Raw genomic sequence first — 26,389 nt, 5'->3', positions numbered from 1 at the left:
AAACGCCCTTACGTACGGTCACTGTCCTGCGGTTGTCCAGGCGTGTCCACGGTTGTCCCGGGCGGGGTGGAGGGATGGGAGGGATGGGAGGGATGGAAGAGGTGGAAGGGGTGGAAGAGGTGGAAGGGGTGGAAGGCGTGGATCGGGTGGACGGGGTGGTGGTGCGTGTGAACGCGGGCAAGGCCAAGGCGGGTGCGGTTTCCGAAGGGCCGACCTGGGATCTGACTCCCGGCGACGACTCGGGTGCGGCGATCGTGGTCATGGTCGGGCGCCAGCTCAGGATGTGGCGGGAGGCCAAGGGTCTGCGGGCGGGCGAGTTGGGGCGGATGATGGGGTACGGCGAGGCCATCGTCCGGAAGGTCGAGGGAGGTTCCCGCATCCCGCGTCCCGAGTTCCTGGACAAGGCGGACGAGAAGCTCGATGCGAACGGGATCATCTCCGCGATGAAGCAGGACGTCCTGGCCGTCCGGTACCCCAAGAGGCCGCGCAGCCTCGCGAAGCTGGAGGGCCAGGCGGTCGAGTTCGCCCTGTACACCATCTACTGCCTCCAGGGCCTGCTCCAGACCGAGGAGTACGCGCGAGCGATCATGCGGACCTTTCGCCCGCTGTACCGGCCGGAGGAGCTGGAGAGGTACGTGGCCCTCCGGATCGGGAGGCAGAAAGCCTTCGGCAGGCTTCCGGCCCCCGAGTTCAGCTTCGTGCTGGAGGAGATGTCGCTGCGGCGGCCCGTGGGCGGGCGGGACGTGATGCGGCGGCAGCTGGAGCGGTTGCTGGAGGTGGCGCAGTTGCCGAACGTCGAGATCCAGGTGATGCCGACCGCCTACGCGGACCATCCGGGCCTGGCCGGGATGATCCACCTGCTGAAGTTCGCCGACGGCACGGCGGCGGGCCACGCCGAGCACGTCAACGGCGACCGCCCGACGACCGACCCCAAACTGCTCAGGCCCCTGGAGCTCCGCTACGGCATCATCCGCGGCCAGGCACTCACTCCGGCGGAGTCACGCGACTTCATCCACCGGTTGCACAAGGAGACGTGACTCTACGTTTCGCTCGGTGCGGCCGACCTGGTCGCCGACCTGGCCGCCTGCTCGATCTTCGTGCGGTACGCCGCGCGGGCCTCTTCGTCGATCCGCTGCTCGTGTTCGGGGCGTAGGCCGGTCCGGCCGTCCAGGGTCTCGCGCAGGATGTCGGCGTGGCCTGCGTGGCGGTTGGTCTCGCCCAGGACGTGGATCAGGACGGCGAAGAGGGTCGTGTTGGGGGCGGGTTCCGGCCACCACGGCACGTGGCCGGGGGCGTCGAGGGGGAGGGCTTCGATCGTCGCGTCCGCGTGTCCCCACGTGCGCCGGTAGAAGGCGGTGATCTGCTCGCGGGTCTCGTCCTCGCTCGCCCACAGGTCGCCGCCGTCGGAGTCCTGCCAGCGGGGGAGCGGTTCCGGGGAGGGGCGGTCGAAGACCTCGCCGAAGTACCTCGCTTCGACGGTGGCGACGTGTTTGACCAGGCCGAGGAGGTTCGTCCCGGTCGCGGTCAGAGGCCGGCGGGCGTCGTAATCGGACAGGCCGTCGAGTTTCCAGAGCAGGGCCTCGTGGTCCCGCCGCAGTCTCCTGTGCAGGTGGGCCTTCGCGAACGACTCATCGATCATGCGGCATGAGCCTGCCACGGGCGGTGCGCCTCCTCAAGCTCCCGGCTTCGGCGTGATCAAGGCTCGAAGTAGGGTGATCCGTTGGACGTGAACACGTAAAGAGGAATACGGGGAAGCAAGTTGAACCGCAATCACATACGTAAGACGACGAATACGGCGGCGGCGGCGCTCGGTCTGGTGCTGTCCGTGGGTCTCGTGACCGGATGCTCCGGCGGCGGCGCGGACGCCGATGCCAAGGCGCCCGGCGGCGCGGAGACGGCGACGGGCACGGCCACGCCGACCGGCACCGAGTCCGAGTCCGCGTCCGGCGCGCCGAAGGAGCCCGTCTACCAGGGCAAGCCGATCCCCGGGCTCGCCGCGACGCCCGCCTGGAGCCTGTCGAGCGACGAGGCCGGGAACTGCGCGAGCGAGGCGTCCGAGGAGAGCACGGCGAGCCTCGACGTCTGCACGGTCGGCGACGCCGTCATCGTCACCGGCTCCAGCGGGGAGGCGGACAAGCGGATGTACACCGCGCGGCTGCTCGACGCGAAGACCGGCCAGGAGCGCAAGAAGTTCGAGCTGGCGGATCCGGAGATCGAGGGGTCCACGTACCACCCGACGAACGCCGTCGTGCAGGTGGGCGAGTGGACGGACGGTTCGCCGGCGCTGCTGGTCCGCCAGCGCGTCGAGACCCCGGCGGACGGCCTGAAGAAGGCGTCCACCAAGGCCGAGCTGACCATGTACGCGCCGTCCGGCGAGAAGCTGGGCAGCGCGTCCTTCGACGGGGACGACCACATGTCCACCCCGCTCCGGAACGGCCACCTTGTGGACACGTCCGGCTCCGGCACGACGTTCATCCCGATCGGCGGCGGGGCGCCGGTGGAGATCGAGACCTCCGTCGACCTCAAGAACGCGGTCGGCCCCGGCTTCGGCTACTCCTCCGAGCAGGACATCTCCTTCCAGCCCTACGCGGAGTGGCTGACCGCCAAGGACATCCGGACCGACGCGAAGGTGTGGAACACCCAGAGCCTCACCCCGCCGGCGGCCCTCGCGAAGAAGATCACGGAGGACAAGGCGACCAGCGCGCGGCTGATGCCGTACCAGGGCGACAAGGCCCTCCTCGAATGGTCCCTGTACGGGGACTCCGAGGTGGTCATGACGCTGATCGACCTCAAGAGCGGGCGCCGGCTCGCGGAGGGTCCGGCCGCCGAGGTCACCGTCACCCTGGACGACGACGGCAGCGTGATCTCGCCGGACGGCAAGACCACCGTGGTGCAGTACGGCGGGGGAGCGGTCGCCTGGAACACCGAGACCGGCAAGGAGCTGTGGCGCCAGGCCGAGGACGAGGTGTCGATCACCCCGAACGCCCTCCCCGGCAACGGCGTCCTCTACGCACACCTGGACGGCACCGGCGCCGCCCTGGACGCCGACGACAAGAAGCTCCTGGCCTCCGACATCGAAGAGCTCCCCCAGTTCACGACCAACGGCCAAGCCCTCCTCCGCACCCCCGACGGCCTCTTCATCTTCCCCACCCAGCCCATCTGACGGGCCTCCCAGGGCTCCAGCCCCCGGCCCCCGGCCCCCGGTCCAGACGACCGGGGGCGGGGGCCTGGGTGTCGTCCGCTTCGGGTCAGCCGGGGAGGTTGCCGTCGCCGCCCAGGTTGGCGACCATGCGGCGGAGGACGTCGATGGTGGTCGCGAAGTCGGACGGGGCGATGCCCTGGTGGACTTGCTGGTGGACGCGGGCGGTGCGGTCACGGGCGCGGGCGCGGCCTGCCTCGCCCTCCTCCGTCAGGGTCATCCGGCCCGCGTCGTCCTCCGTCATCCAGCTGCGGGCGACCAGGTCGTCGAAGACGGCTTCGAAGTCCGTTCTGCGGTCGTCCCACGGCGTCAGCCGCTCGACCAGGGCCGCGCGGCTCCAGGCGCCCGGCTGCACGGCGACGTGGTTGAGCGTCCACCAGTGCGGCTGGGTCAGGCCCTCCGCCGCCAGCTGCTCGCGGAGGGCACCGACCACCAGCCGGGCCGCCAGGCCGGTCCACGCCCCGATGGGCTGACCGGCCAGCTCCTCCCGTGAGTACTCCTTGAGCGTCCCACCCATGTCTTCCTCCTCGTGCCGTGACGACGGAATACGTTCACGCTAGGACCTCAAGTGCGCTTGAGATCAAGGAGGTTGCGGGGGAGGGGGCGCTCGCCCCGGCGTCAGAACACGAGGTCCGTGTCGTTGCCGCCTACCCGGGTCAGGTTCATCGGTGTGCCGGGGCGGAAGGGGGTCTTCCAGTTGCCCGTGCCTCGGAACAGGGTGTTCGGGGTGTGGAGGTGGTACTTGCCGATGCCGATGAGGTCGGGGTGGCCGTCGGTGTCGGTGTCGCCCGTGGCGATGAGGGGGCGGTACGGGTTCCAGCCGCGGCCTATCTCCGTGCGGGGGGCGAGCGTGCCGTCGCCCTTGCCGAGGTACTGCCACAGGACGCCGGCCTTGTCGCGGGCCACGAGGTCGCCCGCGGGGCCGCCCGCGAGGTTTCCGGTGGCGGTGAGGTCGTTGTAGGCGGACCAGCCGGCGCCGATCCTCTTGCGGGTGGCGAAGGGGGACTTGGCGTCGCCGGTGCCGGGGTGGAGCCAGAGGACGCCGGACCTGTCGATGGCTACGGCGTCCGCGCGGCCGTCGCCGGTCAGGTCGCTGCCGGAGGCGATCTGGTCGTACGCCTGCCAGCCGCCGCCGACCCTGAGCCGGCCCGCGAAGTTGCCCGCGCCGGTGCCCGTGTAGAGCCACAGGACCCCGGACGTGTCGCGGGCCAGCAGGTCGCCCACCGCCGAACCGCCCAGGTTCCCGGCGGCCTCGATCCGGTCGTACACGTTCCAGCCGGAGCCGAGGAGCGCCCGCTTCCCGGCCTCCCGGGTCCCGTCGGGCAGGAGGTCGTCGCGCCACAGGCGGCCCGCCGTGTCCCGGGTGAGGAGGTCGGGGGTGCCGTTGTCGTTGAAGTCGTGCGGCTGCGTCTTGCGGACGACCTTGAAGCCGCCCTGGAGCACCGCGTCCGGGCCGATGCCGTTGTCCGGACGGACGGTCAGCTTCCAGGTGTGGTCGCCGTTGTGGGGAGCCTCGGCCCACGCGGTCTTCCCCCAGTGGAGCCGTACGTCGGCGTCGCGGGAGCCGCTCTCGACGGTCGTGGTCTGCCCGGTCCGCACGTGGCGGACGGTGAGCGTCACGTCCCCCGTCCTGCGGGAGAGGGCGAACCGGAAGCCGAACCCGTCCTCGTTCGCGGCGGCGTCGAGGTCGAGGACGGCCGGGGGGACGGTCACGTTCGTCGCGACGATCTCCGTGGGCCGCCCGGTCGTCGCGACCTTCACGACCTTCGGCTTCGTACCGCCCTCGTCCGTCACCCGGTACAGGCCCTCGCCCTGTCCGACGATGCCGCCGCGCACGTACAGGCTGCCGTCGGGGGCGGGCGCGACCTGGTAGGCGTGGTCGAACAGCTTCTCCGACGTCGTGGTGCCGGCCGGGCTGAGGCGGTACGCGGTCAGGGGGTAGTGGGCGCCGGGGCGGGAGTTGGCCATGCCGCCGGGCTGGCCGTACAGGACCCAGTTCCCGGCCAGCCCGACGTGGAAGCCGGCGAACGCCGCCTCGTCGATGCCCGGGACCTCCTGTACGTCACCGGTGGCCCGGTCCGCGACGAAGACCCGCGGCGGGAGGCTCGTGTCGTCGTCCTCGACCCAGGCGGTGTGCGTCGCGGAGGAGGCCCGGTCGGCGGGGACGGCCGCGCGGATCCCGGTCAGGGTGCCGGTGGCGAGATCCAGCAGGCCCCACTTGCGGGCACCGCCCTGGGAGAAGGTGATCTCCGCGTGGTCCGGGGTCGCGGGCTCGATCGCGAAGCCGCCCGCGCCCGCGGGAAGCCCGGTCACCGGCTCGCCGGCGGGGGCCGCCACGGTGTGCTTGAGGAGCACCGTATCCGTGCCGGTTCCGGTTTCGCTGCGGACGGTCGTGTAGACGGCGTCGCCCGCCGCCCCGGCGTACTGCGGGTCGCCCGCGGCCTCTCCGGTGAGGACCACCAGGGTGGTGTTCGTGGCCAGGTCCCGCTGGATGACCTTGCCCGGCGCCCAGTCGACGACGAAGTCGGCGGTCCGCGTCGAGGTCAGGAAGGCGGCCTCGTCGTACACCTGCACCGGGCCGCCCGCGTACGGCTGGAACGTCGCGATGCCGCTGGGGCCGCGCGTGAGGAAGCCGGTCAGCCCGACGCCGGCCAGCTCGCCCTCCGCCGGGTACGCGATCAGGTCCGCGTCGAGTTCCGTCGCACCCGCTGCGCCCACCGCGTTGCGTACCCCCGTCCCGGGTGCGGCGCCCGCGGGGGCGGTCAGCGCGCTCGCCCCGAGGGTGACGGCGAGAACGGTGGTGACGGCGGCGGTGAGCCGGCGGCGGGGCGAACGGGCCAGGGGCACGGGGCATTCCTCCCGGAGACAACAGGCGCACCATGCGCCTCTCCTGTAAGACACGCCACAGGGCGAATGGTTGTACGAGGTTCGTGCGACGGTCGTACGACTCCGGGGCCGCCGCCCGGGTCAGAGGCGCCCGACTGTCAGAGGCGCCCGGTAGCGTGCCGACGACCGACGTGAACCGACGCCTCACCGGGAGTACCGCCGTGGACATCCTGCTCATCGCCGGCCTCTGGCTCGACGGATCCGCCTGGGACGAGGTCGTGCCCGAGCTCACCGCCCTCGGCCACCGGCCCGTGCCGGTCGCCCTCCCGGGCCAGGGGGACGGGGACGCGTCCGCGACGCTCGCGGACCAGTTGGACGCGGTGCTCGCGGCGGTCGACGCGGCGCCCGGGAAGCCGCTGGTCGTGGGGCACTCGGCGGCGGCGAGCCTCGCCTGGCTGGCGGCCGACGCGCGCCCGGGGAGGGTGGCGGGGGTCGTCCTCGTCGGCGGCTTCCCGGCCGCCGACGGGCGGGCCTACGCCGACCTCTTCGCCATCGAGGACGGCGTCATGCCCTTCCCCGGCTGGGGTCCCTTCGAGGGCCCGGACGCGGCCGACCTGGACGAGGCGGCCCGGGACCGGTTCGCCTCCGCCGCGGTCCCCGTCCCGGAGGGGGTCGCCAAGGGCGTCGTCCGCCTGACCGACGAGCGCCGCTTCGACGTCCCCGTCGTGGTCGTCTGCCCCGAGTTCACCCCCGCCCAGGCCGAGGAGTGGATCGCCGGGGGCGAGAGCCCCGAACTCGCCCGAGCCCGCCACCTCACCTACGCCGACCTCGACTCCGGCCACTGGCCCATGACCACCCGCCCCCACGCCCTCGCCCGCACACTCGCGGAGGCGGCACGCCCCTGAAAGCAGCAGCAGCGGCGGGCGGTCCCCCTCAGTCCGCGGTGCCCCCCCAGTACCCGATCTCCGAGGGCTCGCCGTGTCGAACTGATCATCGGAACGTCGGTCCGGGCCGTGTGAGGAACACTCGCCTGGGTGACTGTGGGGCGGTCGGGCGCCGGGACATGATCATCGGCATGAGTGCCTCCCTGATCCGCCGCGCCTGCGCCGCGGCCCTGCTCCTGACGTCCACGCTCGTCCCCGCCGGCGCCTCCGCCGCCCAACCCGGCGCCCAACCCGGCGCCCCCGGGCCGCAGTCGGACCGCGCGGTGCAGGCCCGGCTCCTCGGCGAGAAGATCGTCCCGTTCAAGCTCGACTTCCAGGGCACCACCGTCGGAGGCTTCTCCGGCATCGACCGCGACCGGTGCACCGGCGAGTACGTGTTCATCAGCGACGACCGGTCCTTCCTCCAGCCCGCGCGCTTCTACACCGCGCGGCTCGACGTGGACGCCGCGGGCGTGCACTCCGTCGACTTCACCGGCACCCGCCCCTTCCGGCAGCCCGACGGCGCGGTCTACCCCTCGCCCGCCGCGGGCGACGGCAAGGCCATCGACCCGGAGGAGATCCGCGTCGACCCGGTCACCTGCCGCTACTGGTGGGGACAGGAGGGCGACCGGCCCGCGGTCGAAGGCCCGCCGGTGATCCAGCCGTCCATCGAGATCTCCGCCCCCGACGGCGCCCACCGCGGGCGCCTCCGGCTTCCGGAGAACTACGCGATCACCGCCGACCGCGGCCCGCGCCGCAACCAGGCGATCGAGGCGCTCACCTTCAACGCCCGGGGCACGCGCGTGACCAGCGCGATCGAGGGCCCGCTGGTCCAGGACGGCCCGGTGCCGGACCTCACGCGCGGCGCGCTCGTCCGCGTCACCCAGCAGACGCGCGGCGGGCACGTCCTCGGCCAGTTCGCGTACCCCGTCGAGAAGATCTTCGCCCCGTCCGACCCGACCAGCCCCTGGGGCCCCGACACCGGCGTCCCGTCCCTCCTCGCCTTCCCGAACGACCCCGACCGCTACCTCGTCCTGGAGCGCACCTGGGTCGCGGGTTCCGGATACAAGATCCGGCTGTACGACGCCACCACGCGCGGCGCGACCGACGTGAAGGCGGTCGACTCCCTGGCCGGGCAGCCGGTCGTGCCCATGCGGAAGAAGCTCGTCGCGGACTTCCACACCCTCGGCCTGTCCACCGTCGACAACACCGAGGGCATGACGTGGGGCCCGACCCTGCCCTCCGGCGAGCGCACCCTGATCCTCGTCAGCGACGACAACTTCGACAAGGACGCGGTCACCCAGATCGTCGCCCTCGCGCTGCGCTGAGCGCGCGACCCTGTGGCGGGCCGCTAAGTGCTGAGTGCTGAGTGCTGAGTGCTGAGCGCGGGGTCTGATTCCCGCCAGCGGGGCGGCGGCCCCGGGGTGACGCTGGAGCCATGAGCACCTTCACGCCCCGGGCCGTCGAGCCCGCCGCACTCGCCGCCCTCCGCACCACCGACGACGCCGGACGCCCCTGCGTCCCGTACGCCGCCGAGGAGGGCGGCGAACCGCTGCGCTGCTGCCTCCGCCCCGCCCGCCCTGGCGAGCGCATCGCCCTCGTGTCCTACGCCCCGCTGCGCCGATGGGCGGTCGCGACGGGCGCGGCGCCGGGCGCGTACGACGAGGTGGGGCCCGTCTTCGTCCACGCGGAGGAGTGCGGGGGCCCGGCGGATCCGGCGGAATCGGAGACGTACCCCTTCGAGCGGGCCGGAGCCCTCCGCACGGTCCGCCGCTACGGCGCGGACGGCCGCATCCTCGGCGGGCGCCTCGTCGAACTCCCCGGCCTGGACGAGGCGTTCACCGAAGCCTTCACCGACCCGTCCGTCGCCCTGGTCCACGTCCGCGCGGTCGAATACGGCTGCTTCCACTTCGAGGTGCGGCGGCCGTAGGGCTGCCGGGAAAAGCGGTGGCGGGGGGTGGGGGTGGGTGTCTACCGTCGGAGTGACCTCGACGGTTCCCGTCCTCGGGTCCCCGTTCGCTTCTTCGTGCCTTCCGAGAGGGTGTTGTATGACCCGGCCCGCGCCGAGCGCGCCTCTTTCCTCCGCCCGCGCCCTCTAGGCGCCGGCGCACACCGCGCGAGGCCCGCTCGGCCGACTCCTGCTGTCTGTGACGATTCCTCAGCTAGGAGCCTCCGGGTGACCAACACCAACACCAACACCCTCACCAACACCAACACCAACACCCTCACCATCGACACCTTCACCTGCGTGTGGTGCGGACTCACCGTCCATGCCCACGCCGCCGGCGGGCAGCGGCGCAACCACTGCCCGTCCTGTCTGCACTCGCGGCACGTCCACGACCACGTCGAGGGCGGGGCCAGTGACTGCGAGGCGCGGATGACGCCGATCTCGATCGCCGTGCTGCGGACCGGGGACTGGATGGTCGTCCACCGGTGCGTGCGCTGCGACGAGTTGACGTCCAGTCCCGTCGCCGAGGACGACAACCGGCTCATCCTCATGCGGATGGCGGTGCGGCCGCTGGCCCAGCCGCCGTTCCCGCTCGAAGCGTTCGGGGAGCTGTGACATGGCCCGCCGTACGCGTACGGACGACCGCCGCCGCGCCCAGCGGCGCAAGGACGTGCTGCACGGGCAGCGCGACGGGCACCGGGAGCAGGACTTCCGGTGCGTCGGGTGCCGGCTCGTCGTCCCGCTGGCCGCGCCCGGCACGGCGCACCGCAACCACTGCCCGACCTGTCTGGCCAGCCTGCACGTCGACGGGCGGGTGCCCGGTGACCGGGCCTCCGCCTGCCGGGGCCGCATGGTGCCGCTCAGCGTCTCCGTCCGGCCCGACGGGGAGTGGTTGCTCGTCCACGAGTGCCGCTCCTGCGGGGAGTTGAGCGCCAACCGGATCGCCGGTGACGACAACGCCCTGGCCCTGATGCGGCTCGCCCTGCGACCGCTGCGGGACCCGGGCGTGCCGGACGCGGCGCAGGGGGCGCTGCTGGCGCTGTGAGCCGGTGACGGTCAGCCGGTGAAGGGGGTCGACCCCGGGGGCGTACGGGGGTACGAGGCGTACGGGATCACTGCACGCAGAACTCGTTGCCCTCGGGGTCGGCCATCACCACCCACGCGCCGCCCTGCTCGGCGACCCGCCGCAGGGCGGTCGCGCCGAGCGCCTCCAGGCGCGCGACCTCGGCGTCGCGGGCGCCGGGCGGGGCGTGGACGTCGAGGTGCACGCGGTTCTTCACGGTCTTCGCCTCGGGGACCCGCTGGAAGAGGATCCGCCGCCCGAGCCCCGCGCCGTTCTCCTCCGAGACCGGGTCGTCCGGGTGCCGTACGGCCGCGAGGTCGTGCCAGCCGAGCCGTTTGTCCGGCTGCCCGGCGTGCACGGTGACCGTGACCTCCTCCGGTACGGCTCCGGCGCCGAGCAGCGTCCCGACGAGCCCGCTGTGGTCCTCCTCCACGTACCCGAGGGCGGCCGCCCAGAAGGTCGCCTGCGCGTGCGGGTCACCGGCGTCGATCACGAGTTTCCAGTGCAGTGGCTCCATCCTCACGAGGCTCGTACACCTGGGGTCGGGCCGCCACCGGAACGAGTGATCAGGTGAGATCGCTGTACAGCTCGGCGAACTCCTCCGTGGGCGGGACGACCGTGATGACGTCGATCAGTACGCCGTCGGGGGCGGCGACGATGAAGTGGCGCTGCCCGAACTCCTCCGTGCGCAGCGACAGCACCTCGGGCAGGCCGGCCTCGGTGACGAGCCGCCGGTGCTCGGCGTCGACATCGTCCACCTCGAAGTTCAGCACCAGACCGCCCGTGAGCGCGGCCCGGTGGCCGGCCGGGACGGTCGGGTGGGCGTGGTCCAGCAGCGCGAGCTCGTACTGAGGGGCGTCGGGGCGGCGCAGGCTCACGTACCAGTCCGCCTCGAAGGTCGTCTCGAAGCCGAGGTGACGGGTGTAGAAGTCGCGGGCGGCGGCGACGTCCCGGGTGGCGAGCACGGGGTAGAAGCCGCGGAGCGCGGTCGTGGGTGTGTTCAGCATGGCGGGTCCTCCGGCTGGTGTCTTCCGGTATTTCACATACCCAGGGTATGTGAACCATGGAGTTAGCATACCCCGGGTACGTGAAACGGGAAGGGCGGTGCGCGGGATGGCGGTCAACCGGGCGGAGCAGCGGGCGGCCACGCGGCGGGCGCTACTGGCGGAGGGGCGGCGCCGGTTCGCGGCGGACGGATACCACCACGTGGTGCTGGCGGAGGTGGCGCGGGCGGCCGGGGTCACCAAGGGGGCCGCGTACCACCACTTCGACAGCAAGGCGGGGCTCTTCCGGGCCGTCGTCGCGGAGGTCCAGCACGAGCTGGGGGAGCGGGTCGCGGCCGAGGCGGAGCGGCACGAGGACCTCTGGGAGCAGCTCAGGGCCGGCTGCCGGGCCTTCCTGGCCGCCGGTACGGACCCGGCGGTGCGGCGGATTCTGCTGGTCGACGCCCCGACGGTGCTGGGCTGGGACGAGTGGCGGGCCCTGGACGAGGAGTCCTCCGCCCGCCACCTCGCGGAAGCCCTCACGGCACTAGCAGACGCCGGAGTCATCACGGCGCAGCCGATCGACCCCCTGGCCCGCCTCCTCTCCGGCGCGATGAACGAAGCAGCCCTATGGATCGCCCGAGGCGGCGACCCGACCTCAACCGAACAGGCCCTGGACCACCTCCTGACGGGCCTCCGCACCGAAACGTGACGGGCCCCGGAGCGTGGCGCGCCTGCGGCGGCCCCGGCCTGGCGGGCCCCACGGCCTGACGGGCCTCCGGCGGCCCCGGCCTGGCGGGCGTCCGCGTCCGGCCCGACCGGCCCCGGCCCGGAGCCCGACCGACCTCCGAGCCTCGGCCTGACGGGCCTCCGGGCCTCGGCCTGACGGGCCTCACGGCCTGGCGCGCCTCCGACCGGCCACGGCCTGGCGGGCGTCCGCCTCCGGCCCGACCTGCCCCGGCCCGGAGCCCGACCGACCTCCGCACCCCGGCCTGACGGGCCTCCGAGACCCGGCCTGACGAGCCTCCGGGCCTCGGCCTGAGGGCCTCTGCGCCCCGGGCCTGACGAGACTCCGGGCCTCGGCCTGACGGCCTCACGGCCTGACGGGCCCACGGCCTGGCGCGCCTCCGGCGGCCACGGCCCTGGCGGGAGTCCGCGTCCGGCCCGACTGGCCTCGGCGCGGAGCCCGACCGGCCTCCGCGCCTCGGCCTGACGGGCCTCCGAGCCGACGCTAAACCGCCTCCGCACCCCGCCTGGCGGGCCTCCGAGCCCCAACCTGACGGGCCTCACGGCCTGGCGCGCCTCCGGCGGCCGCGGCCCTGGCGGGAGTCCGCGTCCGTTCCGACCGGCCCCGGCCCGGAGCCCGGCCGGCCTCCGAGCCTCGGCTTGGCGGGCCTCCGAGCCGACGCCTAACCGCCTCCGCACCCCGTCTGGCGGGCCTCCGCGCCCCAGCCTGACGAGACTCCGGGCCTCGGCCTGACGGGCCCCACGGCCTGGCGCGCCTCCGACGGCCACGGCCTGGCGGGCGTCCGCCTCCGGCCCGACCTGCCCCGGCCCGGAGCCCGACTGGCCTCCGAGCCTCGGCCTGGCGGGCCTCCGAGCCGACGCCTAACCGCCTCCGCACCCCGCCTGACGGACCTCCGCGCCCCAGCCTGGCGAGCCTCCGCACCCAGCCTGACGGGCCTCCGCGCCCCAGCCTGGCGGGCCGCCCCCCGCCTCCTCACCCCCGGACCCGCTCCAGCAACCCCTCCGTCTCCGGATAGACCGTCTCGGCGGGCAGTAGCCGCGCCGCGCCCGCCAGATCCCCGGTCCGCACCAGGGCGTGCACCTCGTGGGCGAGGGTGGTCACGTCGGTGATGGAGGTCGTCCACTCGTCGGCGTACCGGCCCGCCGCTTCCCCCGCTAGCCCCAGTTGGAGCGAGCGGTACGGCAGGGGGGCCAGGTGCAGGTCGCGCTCCGGGTCCCACTGGACGCGGGCGGGCGCCTGTCGCAGCTCTCGTTGCCAGGTCGGCCGGTCGGGGTGGAAGCCGCGTTCGTAGTGGGAGAGGCAGGCGCGGCGGAGTGCCCACTCGAAGCCCTCGCGGGTGACCTCCACTGCCAGGACGGTCTCCTGGCCCTCCTTGGTGGCCCAGCCGGAGCGGTACATCATCCACAGGAACGACGGCTTGACCCACGTCATCCGGTCCCGCTTCCAGAGCTTCGGGAACCGCCCGTCCCGCGCGGCGGGCAGGCCGATCTCCGGGGGGTACGCCTGGTAGACGGTGACCGTGGTGGCGGTGTGCAGCGCGCGGATGCGGCGCGCCGGTTCGGTGGTGCTGGGCGTGGACATGGGGACAGCGTGGCCGGGGGTGCGGGGGCCCGGCCACCGAGTTTCCGGGCGGGAGTCAGGCTCAGGCGCGGGCTTTCTTGGGGGCGGCGGGTTCCGTCAGGTGCTCGGCCGCTTCCCTCGCCGCTCGGGCCATCGCCGCGCGGCTGCGGCGGGCGGTGCGGAGGGCGTCCCAGGTGAGGATCGTGAGGGCCAGCCAGACGAGGGAGAAGCCGGCCCAGCGCTCGGGCGGCATGGCCTCGCGGAAGTACGTGACGCCGAGCAGGAACTGGAAGGTGGGGGCCAGGTACTGGAGGAGGCCCAGGGTGGAGAGCGGGACCCGGATCGCCGCCGCGCCGAAGCAGACCAGCGGGATCGCCGTGACGATGCCGGTCGACGCGAGGAGCGCCATGTGGCCGGCGCCCTCGGAGCCGAAGGCGAGCGTCGACTGCGAGCCGAGGAAGACCAGGTAGGCGAGCGCGGGCAGGAACTGCACGGCCGTCTCCGCCGCCAGCGACTCCAGACCGCCGAGGTTGACCTGCTTCTTCAGCAGGCCGTACACGGCGAAGGACAGGGCGAGGACCAGGGAGATCCACGGCGGGCGTCCGTACCCCACCGCCAGGACCAGCACCGCCGCGAAGCCGATGCCGACCGCCGCCCACTGCGCCGGGCGGAGACGTTCCTTCAGGACGAGGACGCCGAGCGCGATCGTCACCAGCGGGTTGATGAAGTATCCGAGCGACGACTCCAGGACGTGGCCGTTGTTGACCGACCAGATGTAGAGGCCCCAGTTCACCGTGATGACCGTCGCGGCGATCGTCAGCAGGCCGAGCTTGCGCGGGTTGGCCGCCAGCTCCTTCACCCAGCCCCAGCGCCGCAGCGCCAGCAGGGCGAGCCCGACGAAGACGAACGACCACACCATCCGGTGGGCCAGGATCTCGCCCGCGCCGGCGGGCTTCAGGAGCGGCCAGTAGAGCGGGACCAGGCCCCAGATCGCGTACGCGGCTATGCCGTACAGCAGACCGGCGCGGTTCTCGCCGTCCGCGCCGCCGTCCGTGCCGACGCCGACGCCGACCCCGACCCCGGCGCTCGCGCTCGCGCCCGCGCCCGTCTCCCCCGTACCGGTCCCCGCGACCGTGCCTCTGCCGCCGCCCATGAAAGCCTCCCGCCCTGCGCGCGCTGTTCCGATGAAGGTAGCGCCGCGCAAGGCAGGCTGTCATGCGTGTACCGCTATACGGTCATGACCTTGGACAAGAGGCGGAGCGGGACGGGGTCACTCCGAGGCCGCCGCCAGCGCCTCGCCGACCGTCACGCCGATCGGGGTCGTCGGGCGGCCGATCAGCCGCGACAGGTCCCCGGTCCGTACCGCCAGCGCGCCCCGCTCGATCGCCTCGTCCACGTCGACGAGGATCGCCGCGAAGAACTCCGGCACCCCGGCGCCCGTCAGGATCCCCAGGTGCGTCTCGGCCGGCACGTTCGTGTACGCGATCTCGCGCCCGCTGCGCGCGCCGATCTCCGCCGCGTACTCCGCCAGCGACCACGCCTCGTCGCCGCTCAGCTCGTACGCCTTGCCCAGGTGCTCCCCGGCGGGCCCGGTCAGCACCGCCGCCGCGGCGGCCGCGTAGTCGGCGCGGGTCGCGGAGGCGACCCGGCCCTCGCCCGCGTTGGCCACGACGGCGCCGTGCGCGAGCACCGGGGCGAGGTTCGCGGTGTAGTTCTCGCTGTACCAGCCGTTGCGCAGGAAGGTGTACGGCAGCCCGGAGGCGAGGATCAGCGACTCCGTCTCCTTGTGCTCCGCCGCCAGGTCGAAGTCGGCGTCGGGACCGCCGAGGACACCGGTGTACGCGAGCTGGGCCACGCCCGCCGCCTTGGCCGCGTCGATCACGGCCGCGTGCTGCGGCACCCGCTGCCCGACCTCGCTGCCGGAGATCAGCAGCACCCGGTCGCCCGCCTCGAAGGCGCCGGCCAGCGTCTCCGGTCGGCTGTAGTCGGCGATCCGCAGCTCGACGCCCCGGTCCGCGAGGTCGGCGGCCTTCTCCTTGTTCCGAACGACGGCGGCGACGGACCCGGCGGCGACGGCCGGGTCCGCGAGGAGGGCGTCGACGACGAGACGGCCGAGCTGTCCGGTGGCTCCGGTGACGACGATGCTCATGGGGCTTCCTTCGCGGGTGGGGTGAACGGGGGAGGGGCTACACACTCACCGTACGTCGGGCACTAACTCATGGAAAGTACCCACTTTGAAGTAAGGTACTGGCATGGAGGTAAGTGCAAACACCGCGAAAGAGCCGCCGACCGAGCCGACCGAGCCACTGACCGGGCCACTGACCGAGCCGCCGACAGGCCCCCTGCTCGCCGACGTCGACGGCGCCCTCTGCCCGTCCCGGCTCGTCCTGGAGCACGTCACCAGCCGCTGGGGCGTCCTCGTCCTGATCGCCCTCCTGGAGCGCTCGTACCGTTTCAGCGAGCTGCGGCGCAGGATCGGCGGCGTCAGCGAGAAGATGCTCACCCAGACGCTCCAGACCCTGGAGCGCGACGGCTTCGTCCACCGCGACGCCAAGCCCGTCATCCCGCCCCGCGTGGACTACACCCTCACCCCCCTCGGCGAGGACGCCGCCCACCGCATCAGGGACCTGGCCCTCTGGACCGAGCGGCGCGTCCCGGCCGTGGAGGCCGCCCGCGCCCGCTACGACGAGGCCCGCGCCCGGTGACCCACCCGGGCGCGGGGCGCGGGCAGCGGAAGGCGCCCTGACCCACGAGGTCAGGGCGCCTTCCGCTGTCCGGCCGGTGGCCGGTGGCCGGTGGCCGGTGGCCGGCGGTGTCAGCCGACCACCGTCCAGGTGTCGTTGCCGGCGAGGAGGCGGGCGAGGTCGCCCTCGCCCTGTTCGGTCACCGCGCGGTCGAGCTGCGCGGCCATCAGGGTGTCGTAGACCGGGCGTTCCACCGAGCGGAAGACGCCGATGGGGGTCTGGTGGAGGGTGTCGGGGTCGGCCAGGCGCGAGAGGGCGAAGGCCGTCGTCGGGGAGGCGGCGTGCGCGTCGTGGACGAGGATCCGCGACTCGTTCTCCGGCGTGACGGTGACGACCTCCAGGTCGCCCGTGGCCGGGTCGCGGACGACGCCCTTGTCGAGCTCGGCGCCGAAGCGGATCGGCTGCCCGTGCTCCAGGCGGATGACGGCCTCCTTGGCCTGGTCCTTGTCCTTGAGGACCTCGAAGGCGCCGTCGTTGAAGATGTTGCAGTTCTGGTAGATCTCCACCAGCGCCGTGCCGTCGTGGTCGGCGGCCTGGCGCAGCACCTCGGTGAGGTGCTTGCGGTCGGAGTCGACCGTGCGGGCGACGAAGGTGGCCTCCGCGCCGAGCGCCAGCGACACCGGGTTGAAGGGCGCGTCGAGCGACCCCATCGGGGTCGACTTGGTGATCTTGCCGACTTCGCTCGTCGGGCTGTACTGGCCCTTGGTGAGCCCGTAGATCCGGTTGTTGAAGAGCAGGATCTTGAGGTTCACGTTGCGGCGCAGCGCGTGGATCAGGTGGTTGCCGCCGATGGAGAGCGCGTCGCCGTCGCCGGTGACGACCCAGACGGACAGGTCGCGGCGCGAGGTCGCCAGACCGGTCGCGATGGCCGGGGCGCGGCCGTGGATGGAGTGCATCCCGTAGGTGTTCATGTAGTACGGGAAGCGGGAGGAGCAGCCGATGCCCGAGACGAAGACGATGTTCTCCTTCGCCAGGCCCAGCTCGGGCATGAAGCCCTGGACGGCGGCGAGCACGGCGTAGTCGCCGCAGCCCGGGCACCAGCGGACCTCCTGGTCGGACTTGAAGTCCTTCATGGTCTGCGCGGCCTCGGCCTTGGGGACCAGTTGTAGCAGCGAGTCGGGGCGCGGCTCAGGCATCGATGGCCTCCTTGAGGACGGCGGCGAGCTGCTCTGCCTTGAACGGCATGCCGTTGACCTGGGTGTGGCTGCGGGCGTCGACGAGGAACTCGGCCCGGACGAGGAGGGCGAGCTGCCCGAGGTTCATCTCGGGGATGACGACCTTGTCGTACCCCTTGAGGACCTCGCCGAGGTTCTTCGGGAAGGGGTTGAGGTGGCGCAGGTGGGCCTGCGCGATGTGGCCGCCCTCGCGGCGGATGCGGCGTACGGCGGCGGTGATCGGACCGTAGGTGGAGCCCCAGCCGAGGACCAGGGTCCGCGCGCCGTCCGGGTCGTCGGCCTCGATGTCGGGGACGTCGATGCCGTCGATCTTGGCCTGCCGGGTGCGGACCATGAACTCGTGGTTGGCGGGGTCGTACGAGATGTTGCCCGTGCCGTCCTGCTTCTCGATGCCGCCGATCCGGTGCTCCAGACCGGGCGTGCCGGGCACCGCCCACGGGCGGGCGAGGGTCTCCGGGTCGCGCTTGTAGGGCCAGAAGACCTCGGTGCCGTCGGCCTGGGTGTGGTTCGGGCCGGTGGCGAAGGGGGTGCGCAGGTCGGGCAGGCCGTCGGTCTCGGGGATCCGCCAGGGCTCGGAGCCGTTGGCGAGGTAGCCGTCGGAGAGCAGGAAGACGGGGGTGCGGTACGTGAGCGCGATCCGGGCCGCCTCCAGGGCCGCGTCGAAGCAGTCGGCCGGGGTCCTCGGGGCGACGACGGGGACCGGCGCCTCGCCGTTGCGCCCGTACATCGCCTGGAGGAGGTCGGCCTGCTCGGTCTTGGTCGGCAGGCCGGTGGAGGGGCCGCCGCGCTGGATGTCGACGATCAGCAGCGGCAGCTCCAGGGAGACCGCGAGACCGATCGTCTCGCTCTTGAGCGCCACGCCGGGGCCGGAGGTGGTGGTGACGGCGAGCGAGCCGCCGAAGGCGGCGCCGAGCGCCGCGCCGATGCCCGCGATCTCGTCCTCGGCCTGGAAGGTCCGCACGCCGAAGTTCTTGTGCTTGCTGAGCTCGTGCAGGATGTCCGAGGCCGGGGTGATCGGGTACGAGCCCAGGTAGAGCGGGAGCCCGGCCTGCTTCGCGGCGGCGATCAGGCCGTACGACAGGGCCAGGTTCCCGGAGATGTTGCGGTACGTGCCGGTCGGGAAGGCGCGGGTCGCGGGGGCGACCTCGTAGGAGACGGCGAAGTCCTCGGTGGTCTCGCCGAAGTTCCAGCCGGCCCGGAAGGCGGCCACGTTCGCCTCGGCGATCTGCGGCTTCTTCGCGAACTTGGACCGCAGGAAGGCTTCCGTGCCGTCGGTCGGCCGGTGGTACATCCAGGAGAGCAGCCCGAGCGCGAACATGTTCTTGCTCCGCTCGGCCTCCTTCCGGGACAGGCCGAACTCCTTCAGCGCCTCGATGGTCAGCGTCGTCAGCGGCACCGGATGGACGCGGTAGCCGTCCAGCGAGCCGTCCTCCAGCGGCGAGGTCGCGTAGCCGACCTTGGCCATGGCGCGCTTGGCGAACTCGTCGGTGTTCACGATGATCTCGCCACCGCGCGGCACGTCGGCGATGTTCGCCTTGAGCGCGGCCGGGTTCATCGCGACCAGCACGTTCGGCGCGTCGCCCGGGGTCAGGATGTCGTGGTCGGCGAAGTGGAGCTGGAAGGACGAGACGCCGGGCAGGGTGCCCGCGGGGGCGCGGATCTCGGCCGGGAAGTTCGGCAGCGTCGACAGGTCGTTCCCGAAGGACGCCGTCTCCGAGGTGAAGCGGTCACCCGTGAGCTGCATGCCGTCACCGGAGTCCCCCGCGAACCGGATGATGACCCGGTCGAGCCGACGGACTTCCTTCTCGGTGCCGTCGCGGGCCTCCGCCGGGGCGCTGCGCTGCTCCCCGAGCAGGGCCTCGCCGGCCTCGCTACTGACCTGGCTGGTCACTGAACTGGACCTCCCTAGCGGCAAGCGGGACTCTCGGCCCACCCTACGACGGTGAGGTGGGCCTTCCCGGGACTTCTCACATGATGGGCCTCTGTTTGAGATGCCCTTATGTATTACATTGTCCTGTTCTGCGGCTACCCGGATTGCTCCGGAACGCCGCATTCCGCCTCGTTCTTCCGTCCTAGGACCGCGCGGGGCCCGGGGACCTCGTATCTGACAGAGTGTCAGAAGATCAAGGCGTTCGGGCAGGGGTAGCCGCTCTGCGTGCTCGGTCAGGTGCTCAGTCAGGTGCTCAGTCAGTGCTCAGGATCGGAGATAGGTCAGCACGGCGAGGACCCGTCGGTGGTCGCCGTCGCTCGGCGAGAGGCCCAGCTTGAGGAAGATGTTGCCGATGTGCTTCTCCACCGCGCCGTCGCTCACGACCAGCTGCTTCGCGATGGCGGAGTTCGTCCGCCCCTCGGCCATCAGACCCAGGACCTCCCGCTCGCGCGGCGTGAGATGCGCCAGCACGTCCTGCTGCCGGCTCCGGCCCAGCAGCTGCTGGACCACCTCCGGGTCCAGGGCCGTACCCCCCTCGGCCACCCGCACCACCGCCTCGGTGAACTCGCGCACCTCGGCGACGCGGTCCTTCAACAGATAGCCCACGCCTCGCGTGGAACCGGCCAGCAGTTCGGTGGCGTACTGCTCCTCCACGTACTGCGACAGCACCAGCACCCCGAGGTCCGGGTACTCCGCGCGCAGCCGCACCGCGGCCCGTACGCCCTCGTCGGTGTGGGTCGGGGGCATCCGTACGTCGGCCACCACCACGTCCGGCAGCGCGCCCGCGTCCGCGAGCTCCGCCACCGTCTTCACCAGCGCCTCGCCGTCCCCGACCCCCGCGACGACCTCGTGACCCCGGTCCGTGAGCAGCCGGGTCAGCCCCTCGCGCAACAGCACCGAATCCTCGGCGATGACCACCCGCACCCGCCCCGCCACCTCTCCCACACCCACGCCTGCCGCCCCCACGTTCCCTGCTCGGCCTCCCGACGACCCGACCGCCGCCGCCCACCCAGCATCGCAGGAAACCCCCCACCGGGGGCGACCCCCCAGGGCCCCCACCGACCCGAGGCCGGAACACAACACAAGGCCTGACCGAAACGGAACACAAGCCCCGACCGAAACCGACCCTCGCACCTGTCCAGAACCCGCCGTCGCCGGAACCCCGGCCTCGGCAGAACCTGGCGTTGCCAGACCCCCGGCCCTGGCAGAACCCGGCGTCCAGCCCGCCCCACCAGGTGCCGCCTGCTGGCCGGCCCACAGGGCCGGGCTCCGCCGTACGGGCTCCGCCGTACGGGCTCCTCGCGTACGGACTCCTCGCGTACGGGCTCCGCAGTGCGGGCCCTCGGGTACGGCCCCGCCGTACGGCTCGTCGTGTACGGGCTCCGCCGTACGGGTCCTCGTGTACGGGCTCCGCTGTACGACCCTGCCCGTGCGGGCTCCGCAGCGCGGGTCCTCGTGTACGGCCCTGCCGTGCGGCTTCTTGCGTACGGGCTCCGCCGTACAGGCCCTCGTGTGCGGGCTCCGCCGTACGCCCCTTCGTGTACGGCCCTGCCGTACGGGCTCCGCCGTGCGGCCCCTCTTGTACGGCTCCGCCGGACGCGGCCTCGGGTACGGCAGGGCCGTACCCCCGGGTACAGGCTCCGCCGTACGCCCCGGGCACGGGCTCCGCCGTACGGCGCCTCGGGTACGGCCCCGTACGGGCTCCGCGAGTACGGTCCGCCCTAGCCCCTCCCATACGGGCTCCGCCGTGCCGCCCCTCGGGTACGGCCCCCCGTACGGCTTGTCGTGTACGGGCTCCGCCGTGCGGCCCGTCGCGTACGGGCTCCGCCGTACGCGACCGGGCACGGCGGAGCCCGTACGGCTCCCGTACAAGCGGGCGCCCCGTCCCCGCCCGCCGCGCGGACCCGCCCTCACCCCCGCCAGGGCAGTTCCGCTGTGACCGTCGTCGGGCCGCCCGTCGGGGAGTCCACGGCGAGGACGCCGTCTACCGAGCGGAGGCGTTCGGCGAGGCCGGTCAGGCCCGACCCGTGGGCGGGGTCGGCGCCGCCTGCGCCGTCGTCGCGTACCTGGAGCATCAGGCGGTCCTCCGAGCGCCAGACGTCGACCGAGGCGCGCCGGGCGCGCGAGTGGCGGGTCACGTTCTGGAGGAGTTCGGTGACCGTGAAGTAGGCGAGGCCCTCGATCGCGGCCACCGGGCGGCCGGGGAGGTCGACCGTCACCACCACCGGCACCGCGCAGCGGGCCGCCACCGACGACAGGGCCGCGTCGAGGCCCCGGTCGGTCAGGACCGCCGGGTGGATGCCGCGCGCCAGGTCCCGCAGCTCCTTCAGCGCCAGCTTCACCTCGCCGTGCGCCTCGTCCACCAGCACCGCCGCCGCCTCCGGGTCACGGGCCAGCGTCTCCCGCGCGAGACCCAGGTCCATCGCCAGCGAGGCCAGCCGCGCCTGCGGCCCGTCGTGCAGGTCCCGCTCGATCCGCCGCAGGTCCGCCGCCGCCGTGTCCACGGCCGCGCCCCGGTCCGACTCCAGCTCCGTCACCCGCTCCGCCAGCCGCCCCGGCCCCAGCAGCCCCGCCACCAGGAACCGGTCCACCGCCGTCAGGCCCCGCACCACCGGCGGCCACGCCAGCACGAACACCAGCCCGATCACGCAGGTCGCGCCCACCTCGAAGGGCGAGTCGAGGTACAGCGCGTGGGTCTCGTCCCCGTACAGCTGGATCCCGTCCTGTCCCACGTACGCCGGGAAGACCCACCGCCACGCCGGGTACGTGAACATCCCCCAGCCCCACGCGAAGACCGTCAGCGACACGCAGAAGGAGAACACCGCCCACGGGAAGTGCACCAGCGCGTACAGCAGGTGCCGCCAGGAGGCGCCGGACCGCAGCATCGCCGCCATCCACGAGAACGCCCCGCCCGTCCGGCCCCGTACCGGCTCCGGCGCCGCCACGTCCGCCCCGAGCAGCCCCCGCACCCGGGCCCGCTCCACCGCGCCGAACCCCCGGCACACGGCCAGCGACGCGGCGAGCACCGGCACCCCGAGGAAGGTGATCAGCAGACCCACCCCCGCGGAGGTCAGGGAGACCGCCAGCGAGAACCACAGCACGCTCAGCGGCAGCCCCACCAGCGTGAACAGGAAGGCCCGCCAGGTCCGCCCCTGGAAGGGGGCCCGGAGCGCGGCGGGAACGAGGGGGGAATCCATCGGTTCGTCCTTCTCTGTCAGGTCTCTTGTCAGGTCTCTCGGATACGACTCCAGGGTTCCGCCCGGGACCCCCTCGGCACCATGAGGCGGGTCGGCGTCTCCCGAGGGGGGATATCCCTACCGCCCGAGGACGGAAGGCTCCAGGACGGAAGGGTCCGGAGCGGAAGGCTCCAGGACGGAAGGCTCCAGAGCGGAAGGCTCCAGAGCGGAAGGCTCCAGGGCGGAAGCCCTCAGCTCCGCCGCTCCCGCCATGGCAGCTCCGCCGTCACCGTCGTCGGCCCGCCCTCCGGCGAGTCGACGACCAGCAGGCCGTCCACCGCGCCGAGACGTTCCGCCAGACCGGCCAGGCCCGTGCCCGCGCCGTCCAGCCGCGCACCGCCCCGCCCGTCGTCGCGGACCTGGAGCAGCAGCCGGTCCTTCGCCCGCCACACCTCCACCGAGGCCGTACGGGCCCGCGCGTGCTTCGACACGTTCTGGAGCAGCTCCGAGACCGTGAAGTACGCGATCCCCTCGATCGCCTCCGCCGGGCGCTCCGCCAGATCCACCGTCACCGTCGCCGGCACCGTGCACCGGCCCGCCAGCGACGACAGCGCCGCCCCGAGCCCCCGGTCGGTCAGGACCGCAGGGTGGATGCCGCGCGCCAGATCCCGCAGCTCCTGGAGGGCCAGCTTCACCTCGCCGTGCGCCTCCGCGACCATCTCCGCCGCCGCCTCGGGATCCTCGTGCAGCTTCTCCTTCGCGAGCCCGAGCCCCATGGCGAGCGCCACCAGCCGCGCCTGCGCCCCGTCGTGCAGGTCCCGCTCGATCCGGCGCAGGTCGGCCGCCGCCGTGTCCACGACCACGCCCCGGTCCGACTCCAGCTCGGCGATCCGCCGCTCCAGCTCGTCCGAGGGCGACAGCAGCCCCCGCACCATGCCCCGGTCCGCCGCGGCCAGGCCCCGCGCGATGAACGGCAGCACCGGCCACAGCGCCACCAGCGCCACCAGCGTCACGCTGAAGGTGACGATCCCCCACGGGAGCCGGATCAGCCCGTACAACTGCGTTCGCCACGCCACCGGATCCGCCAGCCGCGCCCACAGCCACGGCAGCGTCCCGCCGACGCGCGGCAGCGGCGACGGCTCCGCCACGACGACGTCCAGCAGCCCCCGGGCCCGCGCCCGCTCGGACCGCCCGATGCCGCGCGCCCCCGCCAGACCGGCCGCGAGCAGCGGCAGACCGACCACGGTGACCGACAGGGCGACGCCGACGGACACGGTGGTGACGGCGTAGACGAAGCCGACGAGGGCGGTGGGCAGATTGAGGAGGAGGAAGGAGATCTCCTTCCACGTCTCCTTCCCGTACGCGGTCCGCCGCCGCGCGGACGCACGGCCGGGCGCGTCGACGGAGCCGGCCGCGGAGCCGGCTGCGGAGCCGGTGGCGGCCGGGGAAGGAGTGCTCGGGTGATCAGCGGTCATGCCCCCAGCCTGCCGTCCCCGGCGGCCTCCGGGCCATGGGGGAGGTGGGTGTCGACCACGGGGGGATAACCCCACCCGCACCCACCCCGCACCCAACCCCGCACCCACCCCGCACCTGCTTATGCTCCTTTTAGCAGGGCCTAGACTCGCGTCCGGGAAATCCGGGACACCGGCGGCGAGACTGAGGAGCGGCGAACGTGCGGGAACCGACCGTAGTCGCGGCGGACTATTTCGATACGTACTCCGTCGTCGGACTGATCGCCGTCCTCGGCGTGCTCTTCGTCGCGGTCGCCTTCGGCGCCGGGCGGCTGCTCAGGCCCGTCGTGCCGACGCCCGAGAAACTGCTCACCTACGAGTGCGGCGTCGACCCCGTGGGGGAGGGCTGGGCCCACACCCAGGTCCGCTACTACGTCTACGCCTTCCTCTACGTCATCTTCGCCGTCGACTCGATCTTCCTCTTCCCCTGGGCGACGGTCTTCGCCGCGCCCGGCTACGGCGCCACCACCCTCGTCGAGATGTTCGTCTTCCTCGGCTTCCTGGCGGTCGGCCTGCTCTACGCGTACAAGAAGGGCGTCCTGACATGGACGTAACACCCGAGGTCCCCTCCGCGGGGAGCGCCGTACCCCTGCCCGCGCCGAAGCTGGGAACGCTCTCCCGGCTCGCCCCCGAGCCCATGAAGGTGGTCCTGAACTGGGGCCGCCGCTACAGCCTCTGGGTCTTCAACTTCGGGCTCGCGTGCTGCGCGATCGAGTTCATCGCGGCGTCCATGGCGCGCCACGACTTCATCCGGCTGGGCGTGATCCCCTTCGCGCCCGGCCCGCGCCAGGCCGACCTGATGATCGTCTCCGGCACGGTGACGGACAAGATGGCGCCGGCCGTGAAGCGGCTCTACGAGCAGATGCCCGAGCCGAAGTACGTGATCTCCTTCGGCGCCTGCTCGAACTGCGGCGGCCCGTACTGGGACTCGTACTCCGTCACCAAGGGCGTCGACCAGATCATCCCCGTCGACGTGTACGTCCCCGGCTGCCCGCCCCGGCCCGAGGCGCTCCTCCAGGGCATCCTCAAGCTCCAGGAGAAGATCGCCCGGGAGAACCTCGGTGAGCGGTACGGCACCGGGGCGACGGTCGCCCAGCTGACCAGCCCCCTCGTCACGCCCCCGGGAGCCGAGGCATGAGCGAGCCGTACGCCACCCTTCCGGACGCCGTCACGGACGTCTTCGGCCCCGACGCGACGGCCGAACTCGCCTACGACCTCCTGACGGTCGACGTCCCGCCGTCCGGCTGGCTCGACGCCCTGCGCACCGCCCGCGACGTGCTGGGCTGCACCTACTTCGACTGGCTGAGCGCGGTCGACGAACCCGGCACCGGCTTCCGCGTCTGCGCCCACGTGGTGGCGGTAGGCAAGGGCACCCCCCGCCGCCTCCTCCTCCGCACGACCTTGCCCCACACCGCCCCCACCCTCCCCACCGCCATCGGCGTGTACGCGGGCGCGGCCTGGCACGAGCGCGAGACGCACGAGATGTTCGGCGTCGTCTTCGAGGGCCACCCCAACCTCACCCCCCTCCTCCTCCCCGAGAACTTCGAGGGCCACCCCCTCCGCAAGGACTTCGTCCTGGCCGCCCGCGTAGCCAAGGCATGGCCCGGCGCGAAGGAACCGGGCGAGCCCCACGAAGGCGGCCCCAAGCGCCGCCAAATGCTCCCCCCCGGCGTCCCCGACCCCAACGAATGGGGCCCCCAAAAGGGCCAACTCCCCCCCACCCCCACCCGCCCCACCCGAACCCCCGCAACCGACCGCCCCCGCCGAACCCGCACGGCAGCGGAGCCCCCGGCGACCCCGGACGCCGGCGCGGCCCCGGCCCGCCGCACGCGCTCCGCGTCGGAGGGCTCGGCAAGCCAGGCGACCCCGGCGGCCCCGGAGGCCGGAGCACCTCCGGCCCGCCGTACGCGCTCCGCGTCAGAGGGCTCTGCGAGCCAGACGGCCCCGGCAGCTCCCGAGACTCCGGCGACCCCGGAGGCCGGAGCGGCCCCGGCCCGCCGTACGCGCTCCGCTTCGGAGGGCTCCGCGAGCCAGGCGGCCCCGGCAGCTCCCGAGACTCCGGCGGCCCCGGAGGCCGGAGCGGCCCCGGCGCGCCGTACGCGCTCCGCGTCCGAGGGCTCCGCGAGCCAGGCGGCCCCGGCCGCTCCGCGCCGTACGCGCAGCGCGAGCCAGGGCTCGGCGAGCCAGCAGGCGGAGCAGGCCGGCGAGACGCCGGCGGCCCCCGCGCCGCCCCCGCGCACCCGCAGCTCGGACGCCCCCTGGCACCACGCCCGCCCAGCCTTCGACGAGCCCCCGGCACCCGCACCGGACACGAAGCCCGCGGCCGCCCCCGTACCGGAGGCAAAGCCCACAGCGGACGATCCCGCGCCAGGCGTGAAGCCCGCGGCCGAGCCCGCACCGGAGGTCAAGCCCGCCTCCGGCGGCCCCGCGCCGGAGGCGCAGCCCGCGCCGAGCGCGGAGCCCACCGCAGGCGAGCCTGCACCGGAGGCCAAGCCCGCTGCGGACGCCCCGCCGCCGAGCGCGCAGCCCGCGCCGGGCGCCGACCCCGCCGTAGGCGGCCCCGTACCGGAGGCGAAGCCCGCCGCAGGCGAGCCCGCGCCGGA

Annotated in this window: 24 protein-coding genes and 1 pseudogene; 12 read left to right on the top strand and 13 right to left on the bottom strand. The window is 73.3% G+C overall.

Features of this window, described 5'->3' with window-relative positions; all coding sequences use genetic code 11:
• Positions 1-92 precede the first annotated feature (92 nt).
• On the top strand, positions 93-1,037 hold the full coding sequence (locus tag ACFXMG_RS16140; protein WP_383827189.1) for a helix-turn-helix domain-containing protein: 945 nt from the start codon (positions 93-95) through the stop codon (positions 1,035-1,037).
• Between the two features lie 2 nt (positions 1,038-1,039).
• On the opposite strand, the gene ACFXMG_RS16135 is transcribed toward ACFXMG_RS16140, so the two are convergent.
• Positions 1,040-1,639 (bottom strand): DinB family protein, encoded by a 600-nt coding sequence (locus ACFXMG_RS16135; protein WP_383827191.1) that lies wholly within the window; start codon positions 1,637-1,639, stop codon positions 1,040-1,042.
• A gap of 120 nt (positions 1,640-1,759) precedes the next feature.
• Here ACFXMG_RS16135 and ACFXMG_RS16130 point away from each other — a divergent pair, with 120 nt between their 5' ends.
• Positions 1,760-3,163, top strand: coding sequence for a PQQ-binding-like beta-propeller repeat protein (locus ACFXMG_RS16130; protein ID WP_383827193.1), 1,404 nt, complete (start codon positions 1,760-1,762; stop codon positions 3,161-3,163).
• 85 nt (positions 3,164-3,248) lie between these two features.
• On the opposite strand, the gene ACFXMG_RS16125 is transcribed toward ACFXMG_RS16130, so the two are convergent.
• Together ACFXMG_RS16125 and ACFXMG_RS16120 are read right to left on the bottom strand one after the other, a co-directional pair.
• Positions 3,249-3,716, bottom strand: coding sequence for a MarR family transcriptional regulator (locus tag ACFXMG_RS16125; RefSeq protein WP_383827196.1), 468 nt, complete (start codon positions 3,714-3,716; stop codon positions 3,249-3,251).
• 101 nt (positions 3,717-3,817) lie between these two features.
• Entirely contained in the window at positions 3,818-6,046 is a 2,229-nt protein-coding gene (locus ACFXMG_RS16120; RefSeq protein ID WP_383827199.1) for a hypothetical protein, read from the bottom strand.
• A 200-nt stretch (positions 6,047-6,246) separates the two neighbouring features.
• Between ACFXMG_RS16120 and ACFXMG_RS16115 the strand changes: the two genes are divergently transcribed.
• The 5 genes from ACFXMG_RS16115 to ACFXMG_RS16095 all read left to right on the top strand — a co-directional run bounded on the left by ACFXMG_RS16115 (position 6,247) and on the right by ACFXMG_RS16095 (position 9,941).
• Positions 6,247-6,930, top strand: coding sequence for an alpha/beta fold hydrolase (locus tag ACFXMG_RS16115; protein WP_383827222.1), 684 nt, complete (start codon positions 6,247-6,249; stop codon positions 6,928-6,930).
• A 170-nt stretch (positions 6,931-7,100) separates the two neighbouring features.
• Positions 7,101-8,276, top strand: coding sequence for an esterase-like activity of phytase family protein (locus tag ACFXMG_RS16110; protein WP_383827201.1), 1,176 nt, complete (start codon positions 7,101-7,103; stop codon positions 8,274-8,276).
• Between the two features lie 110 nt (positions 8,277-8,386).
• Positions 8,387-8,878 carry a DUF1203 domain-containing protein gene (locus tag ACFXMG_RS16105; protein ID WP_383827203.1) on the top strand — a complete coding sequence of 164 codons (492 nt, stop codon included), beginning with the start codon at positions 8,387-8,389 and terminating at the stop codon, positions 8,876-8,878.
• Between the two features lie 246 nt (positions 8,879-9,124).
• The gene (locus ACFXMG_RS16100; protein WP_383827205.1) at positions 9,125-9,511 is read left to right on the top strand and encodes an RNHCP domain-containing protein; all 387 of its coding nucleotides are present in this window, start codon (positions 9,125-9,127) and stop codon (positions 9,509-9,511) included.
• A gap of 1 nt (position 9,512) precedes the next feature.
• A complete protein-coding gene (locus ACFXMG_RS16095) occupies positions 9,513-9,941 on the top strand; it encodes an RNHCP domain-containing protein (RefSeq protein ID WP_383827208.1) in 429 nt (142 codons plus the stop codon).
• Between the two features lie 67 nt (positions 9,942-10,008).
• Here ACFXMG_RS16095 and ACFXMG_RS16090 read toward each other — a convergent pair whose 3' ends face one another.
• Complete coding sequence (locus ACFXMG_RS16090) at positions 10,009-10,476, bottom strand: VOC family protein (RefSeq protein WP_383827211.1); 468 nt, start codon at positions 10,474-10,476, stop codon at positions 10,009-10,011.
• Between the two features lie 49 nt (positions 10,477-10,525).
• On the bottom strand, positions 10,526-10,966 hold the full coding sequence (locus ACFXMG_RS16085) for a VOC family protein (RefSeq protein ID WP_383827214.1): 441 nt from the start codon (positions 10,964-10,966) through the stop codon (positions 10,526-10,528).
• A gap of 106 nt (positions 10,967-11,072) precedes the next feature.
• On the opposite strand from ACFXMG_RS16085, the gene ACFXMG_RS16080 reads away from it, so the two are divergent.
• Positions 11,073-11,654 carry a TetR/AcrR family transcriptional regulator gene (locus ACFXMG_RS16080; RefSeq protein WP_383827217.1) on the top strand — a complete coding sequence of 194 codons (582 nt, stop codon included), beginning with the start codon at positions 11,073-11,075 and terminating at the stop codon, positions 11,652-11,654.
• A 1,008-nt stretch (positions 11,655-12,662) separates the two neighbouring features.
• On the opposite strand, the gene ACFXMG_RS16075 is transcribed toward ACFXMG_RS16080, so the two are convergent.
• From ACFXMG_RS16075 to ACFXMG_RS16065, 3 genes are all read right to left on the bottom strand, one after another.
• Entirely contained in the window at positions 12,663-13,271 is a 609-nt protein-coding gene (locus tag ACFXMG_RS16075) for a DUF4291 domain-containing protein (RefSeq protein WP_383831009.1), read from the bottom strand.
• A gap of 61 nt (positions 13,272-13,332) precedes the next feature.
• On the bottom strand, positions 13,333-14,403 hold the full coding sequence (gene rarD, locus ACFXMG_RS16070) for an EamA family transporter RarD (protein WP_383831006.1): 1,071 nt from the start codon (positions 14,401-14,403) through the stop codon (positions 13,333-13,335).
• A gap of 117 nt (positions 14,404-14,520) precedes the next feature.
• Positions 14,521-15,399, bottom strand: a complete 879-nt coding sequence (locus ACFXMG_RS16065) for an NmrA family NAD(P)-binding protein (protein WP_383831003.1) — start codon at positions 15,397-15,399, stop codon at positions 14,521-14,523.
• Positions 15,400-15,502: 103 nt separating this feature from the next.
• Between ACFXMG_RS16065 and ACFXMG_RS16060 the strand changes: the two genes are divergently transcribed.
• Positions 15,503-15,955 carry a winged helix-turn-helix transcriptional regulator gene (locus tag ACFXMG_RS16060; RefSeq protein WP_383831000.1) on the top strand — a complete coding sequence of 151 codons (453 nt, stop codon included), beginning with the start codon at positions 15,503-15,505 and terminating at the stop codon, positions 15,953-15,955.
• A 110-nt stretch (positions 15,956-16,065) separates the two neighbouring features.
• Here the strand turns inward: ACFXMG_RS16060 and ACFXMG_RS16055 are convergent, their stop codons facing one another.
• The 5 genes from ACFXMG_RS16055 to ACFXMG_RS16035 form a co-directional block, all read right to left on the bottom strand.
• A complete protein-coding gene (locus ACFXMG_RS16055; RefSeq protein WP_383831012.1) occupies positions 16,066-17,130 on the bottom strand; it encodes a 2-oxoacid:ferredoxin oxidoreductase subunit beta in 1,065 nt (354 codons plus the stop codon).
• Positions 17,123-19,060: a 2-oxoacid:acceptor oxidoreductase subunit alpha gene (locus ACFXMG_RS16050; protein WP_383831015.1), complete on the bottom strand. Its 1,938-nt coding sequence runs from the start codon at positions 19,058-19,060 to the stop codon at positions 17,123-17,125. The genes ACFXMG_RS16055 and ACFXMG_RS16050 overlap by 8 nt, the downstream gene beginning before the upstream one ends.
• A gap of 303 nt (positions 19,061-19,363) precedes the next feature.
• Entirely contained in the window at positions 19,364-20,023 is a 660-nt protein-coding gene (locus tag ACFXMG_RS16045; protein ID WP_384119742.1) for a LuxR C-terminal-related transcriptional regulator, read from the bottom strand.
• Positions 20,024-21,009: 986 nt separating this feature from the next.
• Positions 21,010-22,296: a sensor histidine kinase gene (locus tag ACFXMG_RS16040; protein ID WP_383823085.1), complete on the bottom strand. Its 1,287-nt coding sequence runs from the start codon at positions 22,294-22,296 to the stop codon at positions 21,010-21,012.
• A gap of 230 nt (positions 22,297-22,526) precedes the next feature.
• Positions 22,527-23,750: a sensor histidine kinase gene (locus tag ACFXMG_RS16035; RefSeq protein ID WP_383823087.1), complete on the bottom strand. Its 1,224-nt coding sequence runs from the start codon at positions 23,748-23,750 to the stop codon at positions 22,527-22,529.
• A 197-nt stretch (positions 23,751-23,947) separates the two neighbouring features.
• On the opposite strand from ACFXMG_RS16035, the gene ACFXMG_RS16030 reads away from it, so the two are divergent.
• The 3 genes and pseudogenes from ACFXMG_RS16030 to ACFXMG_RS16020 form a co-directional block, all read left to right on the top strand.
• Positions 23,948-24,340, top strand: a complete 393-nt coding sequence (locus tag ACFXMG_RS16030; protein WP_383823089.1) for an NADH-quinone oxidoreductase subunit A — start codon at positions 23,948-23,950, stop codon at positions 24,338-24,340.
• Positions 24,331-24,924, top strand: coding sequence for an NADH-quinone oxidoreductase subunit B (locus ACFXMG_RS16025; RefSeq protein ID WP_383823092.1), 594 nt, complete (start codon positions 24,331-24,333; stop codon positions 24,922-24,924). Before ACFXMG_RS16030 ends, ACFXMG_RS16025 begins: the two co-directional genes overlap by 10 nt.
• Positions 24,921-26,348: pseudogene (locus ACFXMG_RS16020) on the top strand (NADH-quinone oxidoreductase subunit C); the annotation flags it as partial. The gene ACFXMG_RS16025 and the pseudogene ACFXMG_RS16020, both read left to right, overlap by 4 nt.
• Positions 26,349-26,389: the final 41 nt, after the last annotated feature.

It is taken from the genome of Streptomyces sp. NPDC059201 (genome assembly GCF_042754585.1).
Lineage (GTDB): Bacteria > Actinomycetota > Actinomycetes > Streptomycetales > Streptomycetaceae > Streptomyces.
The sequence above is the reverse complement of the archived record's forward strand: the minus strand, read 5'-3'. Positions and strand labels throughout refer to the sequence as shown.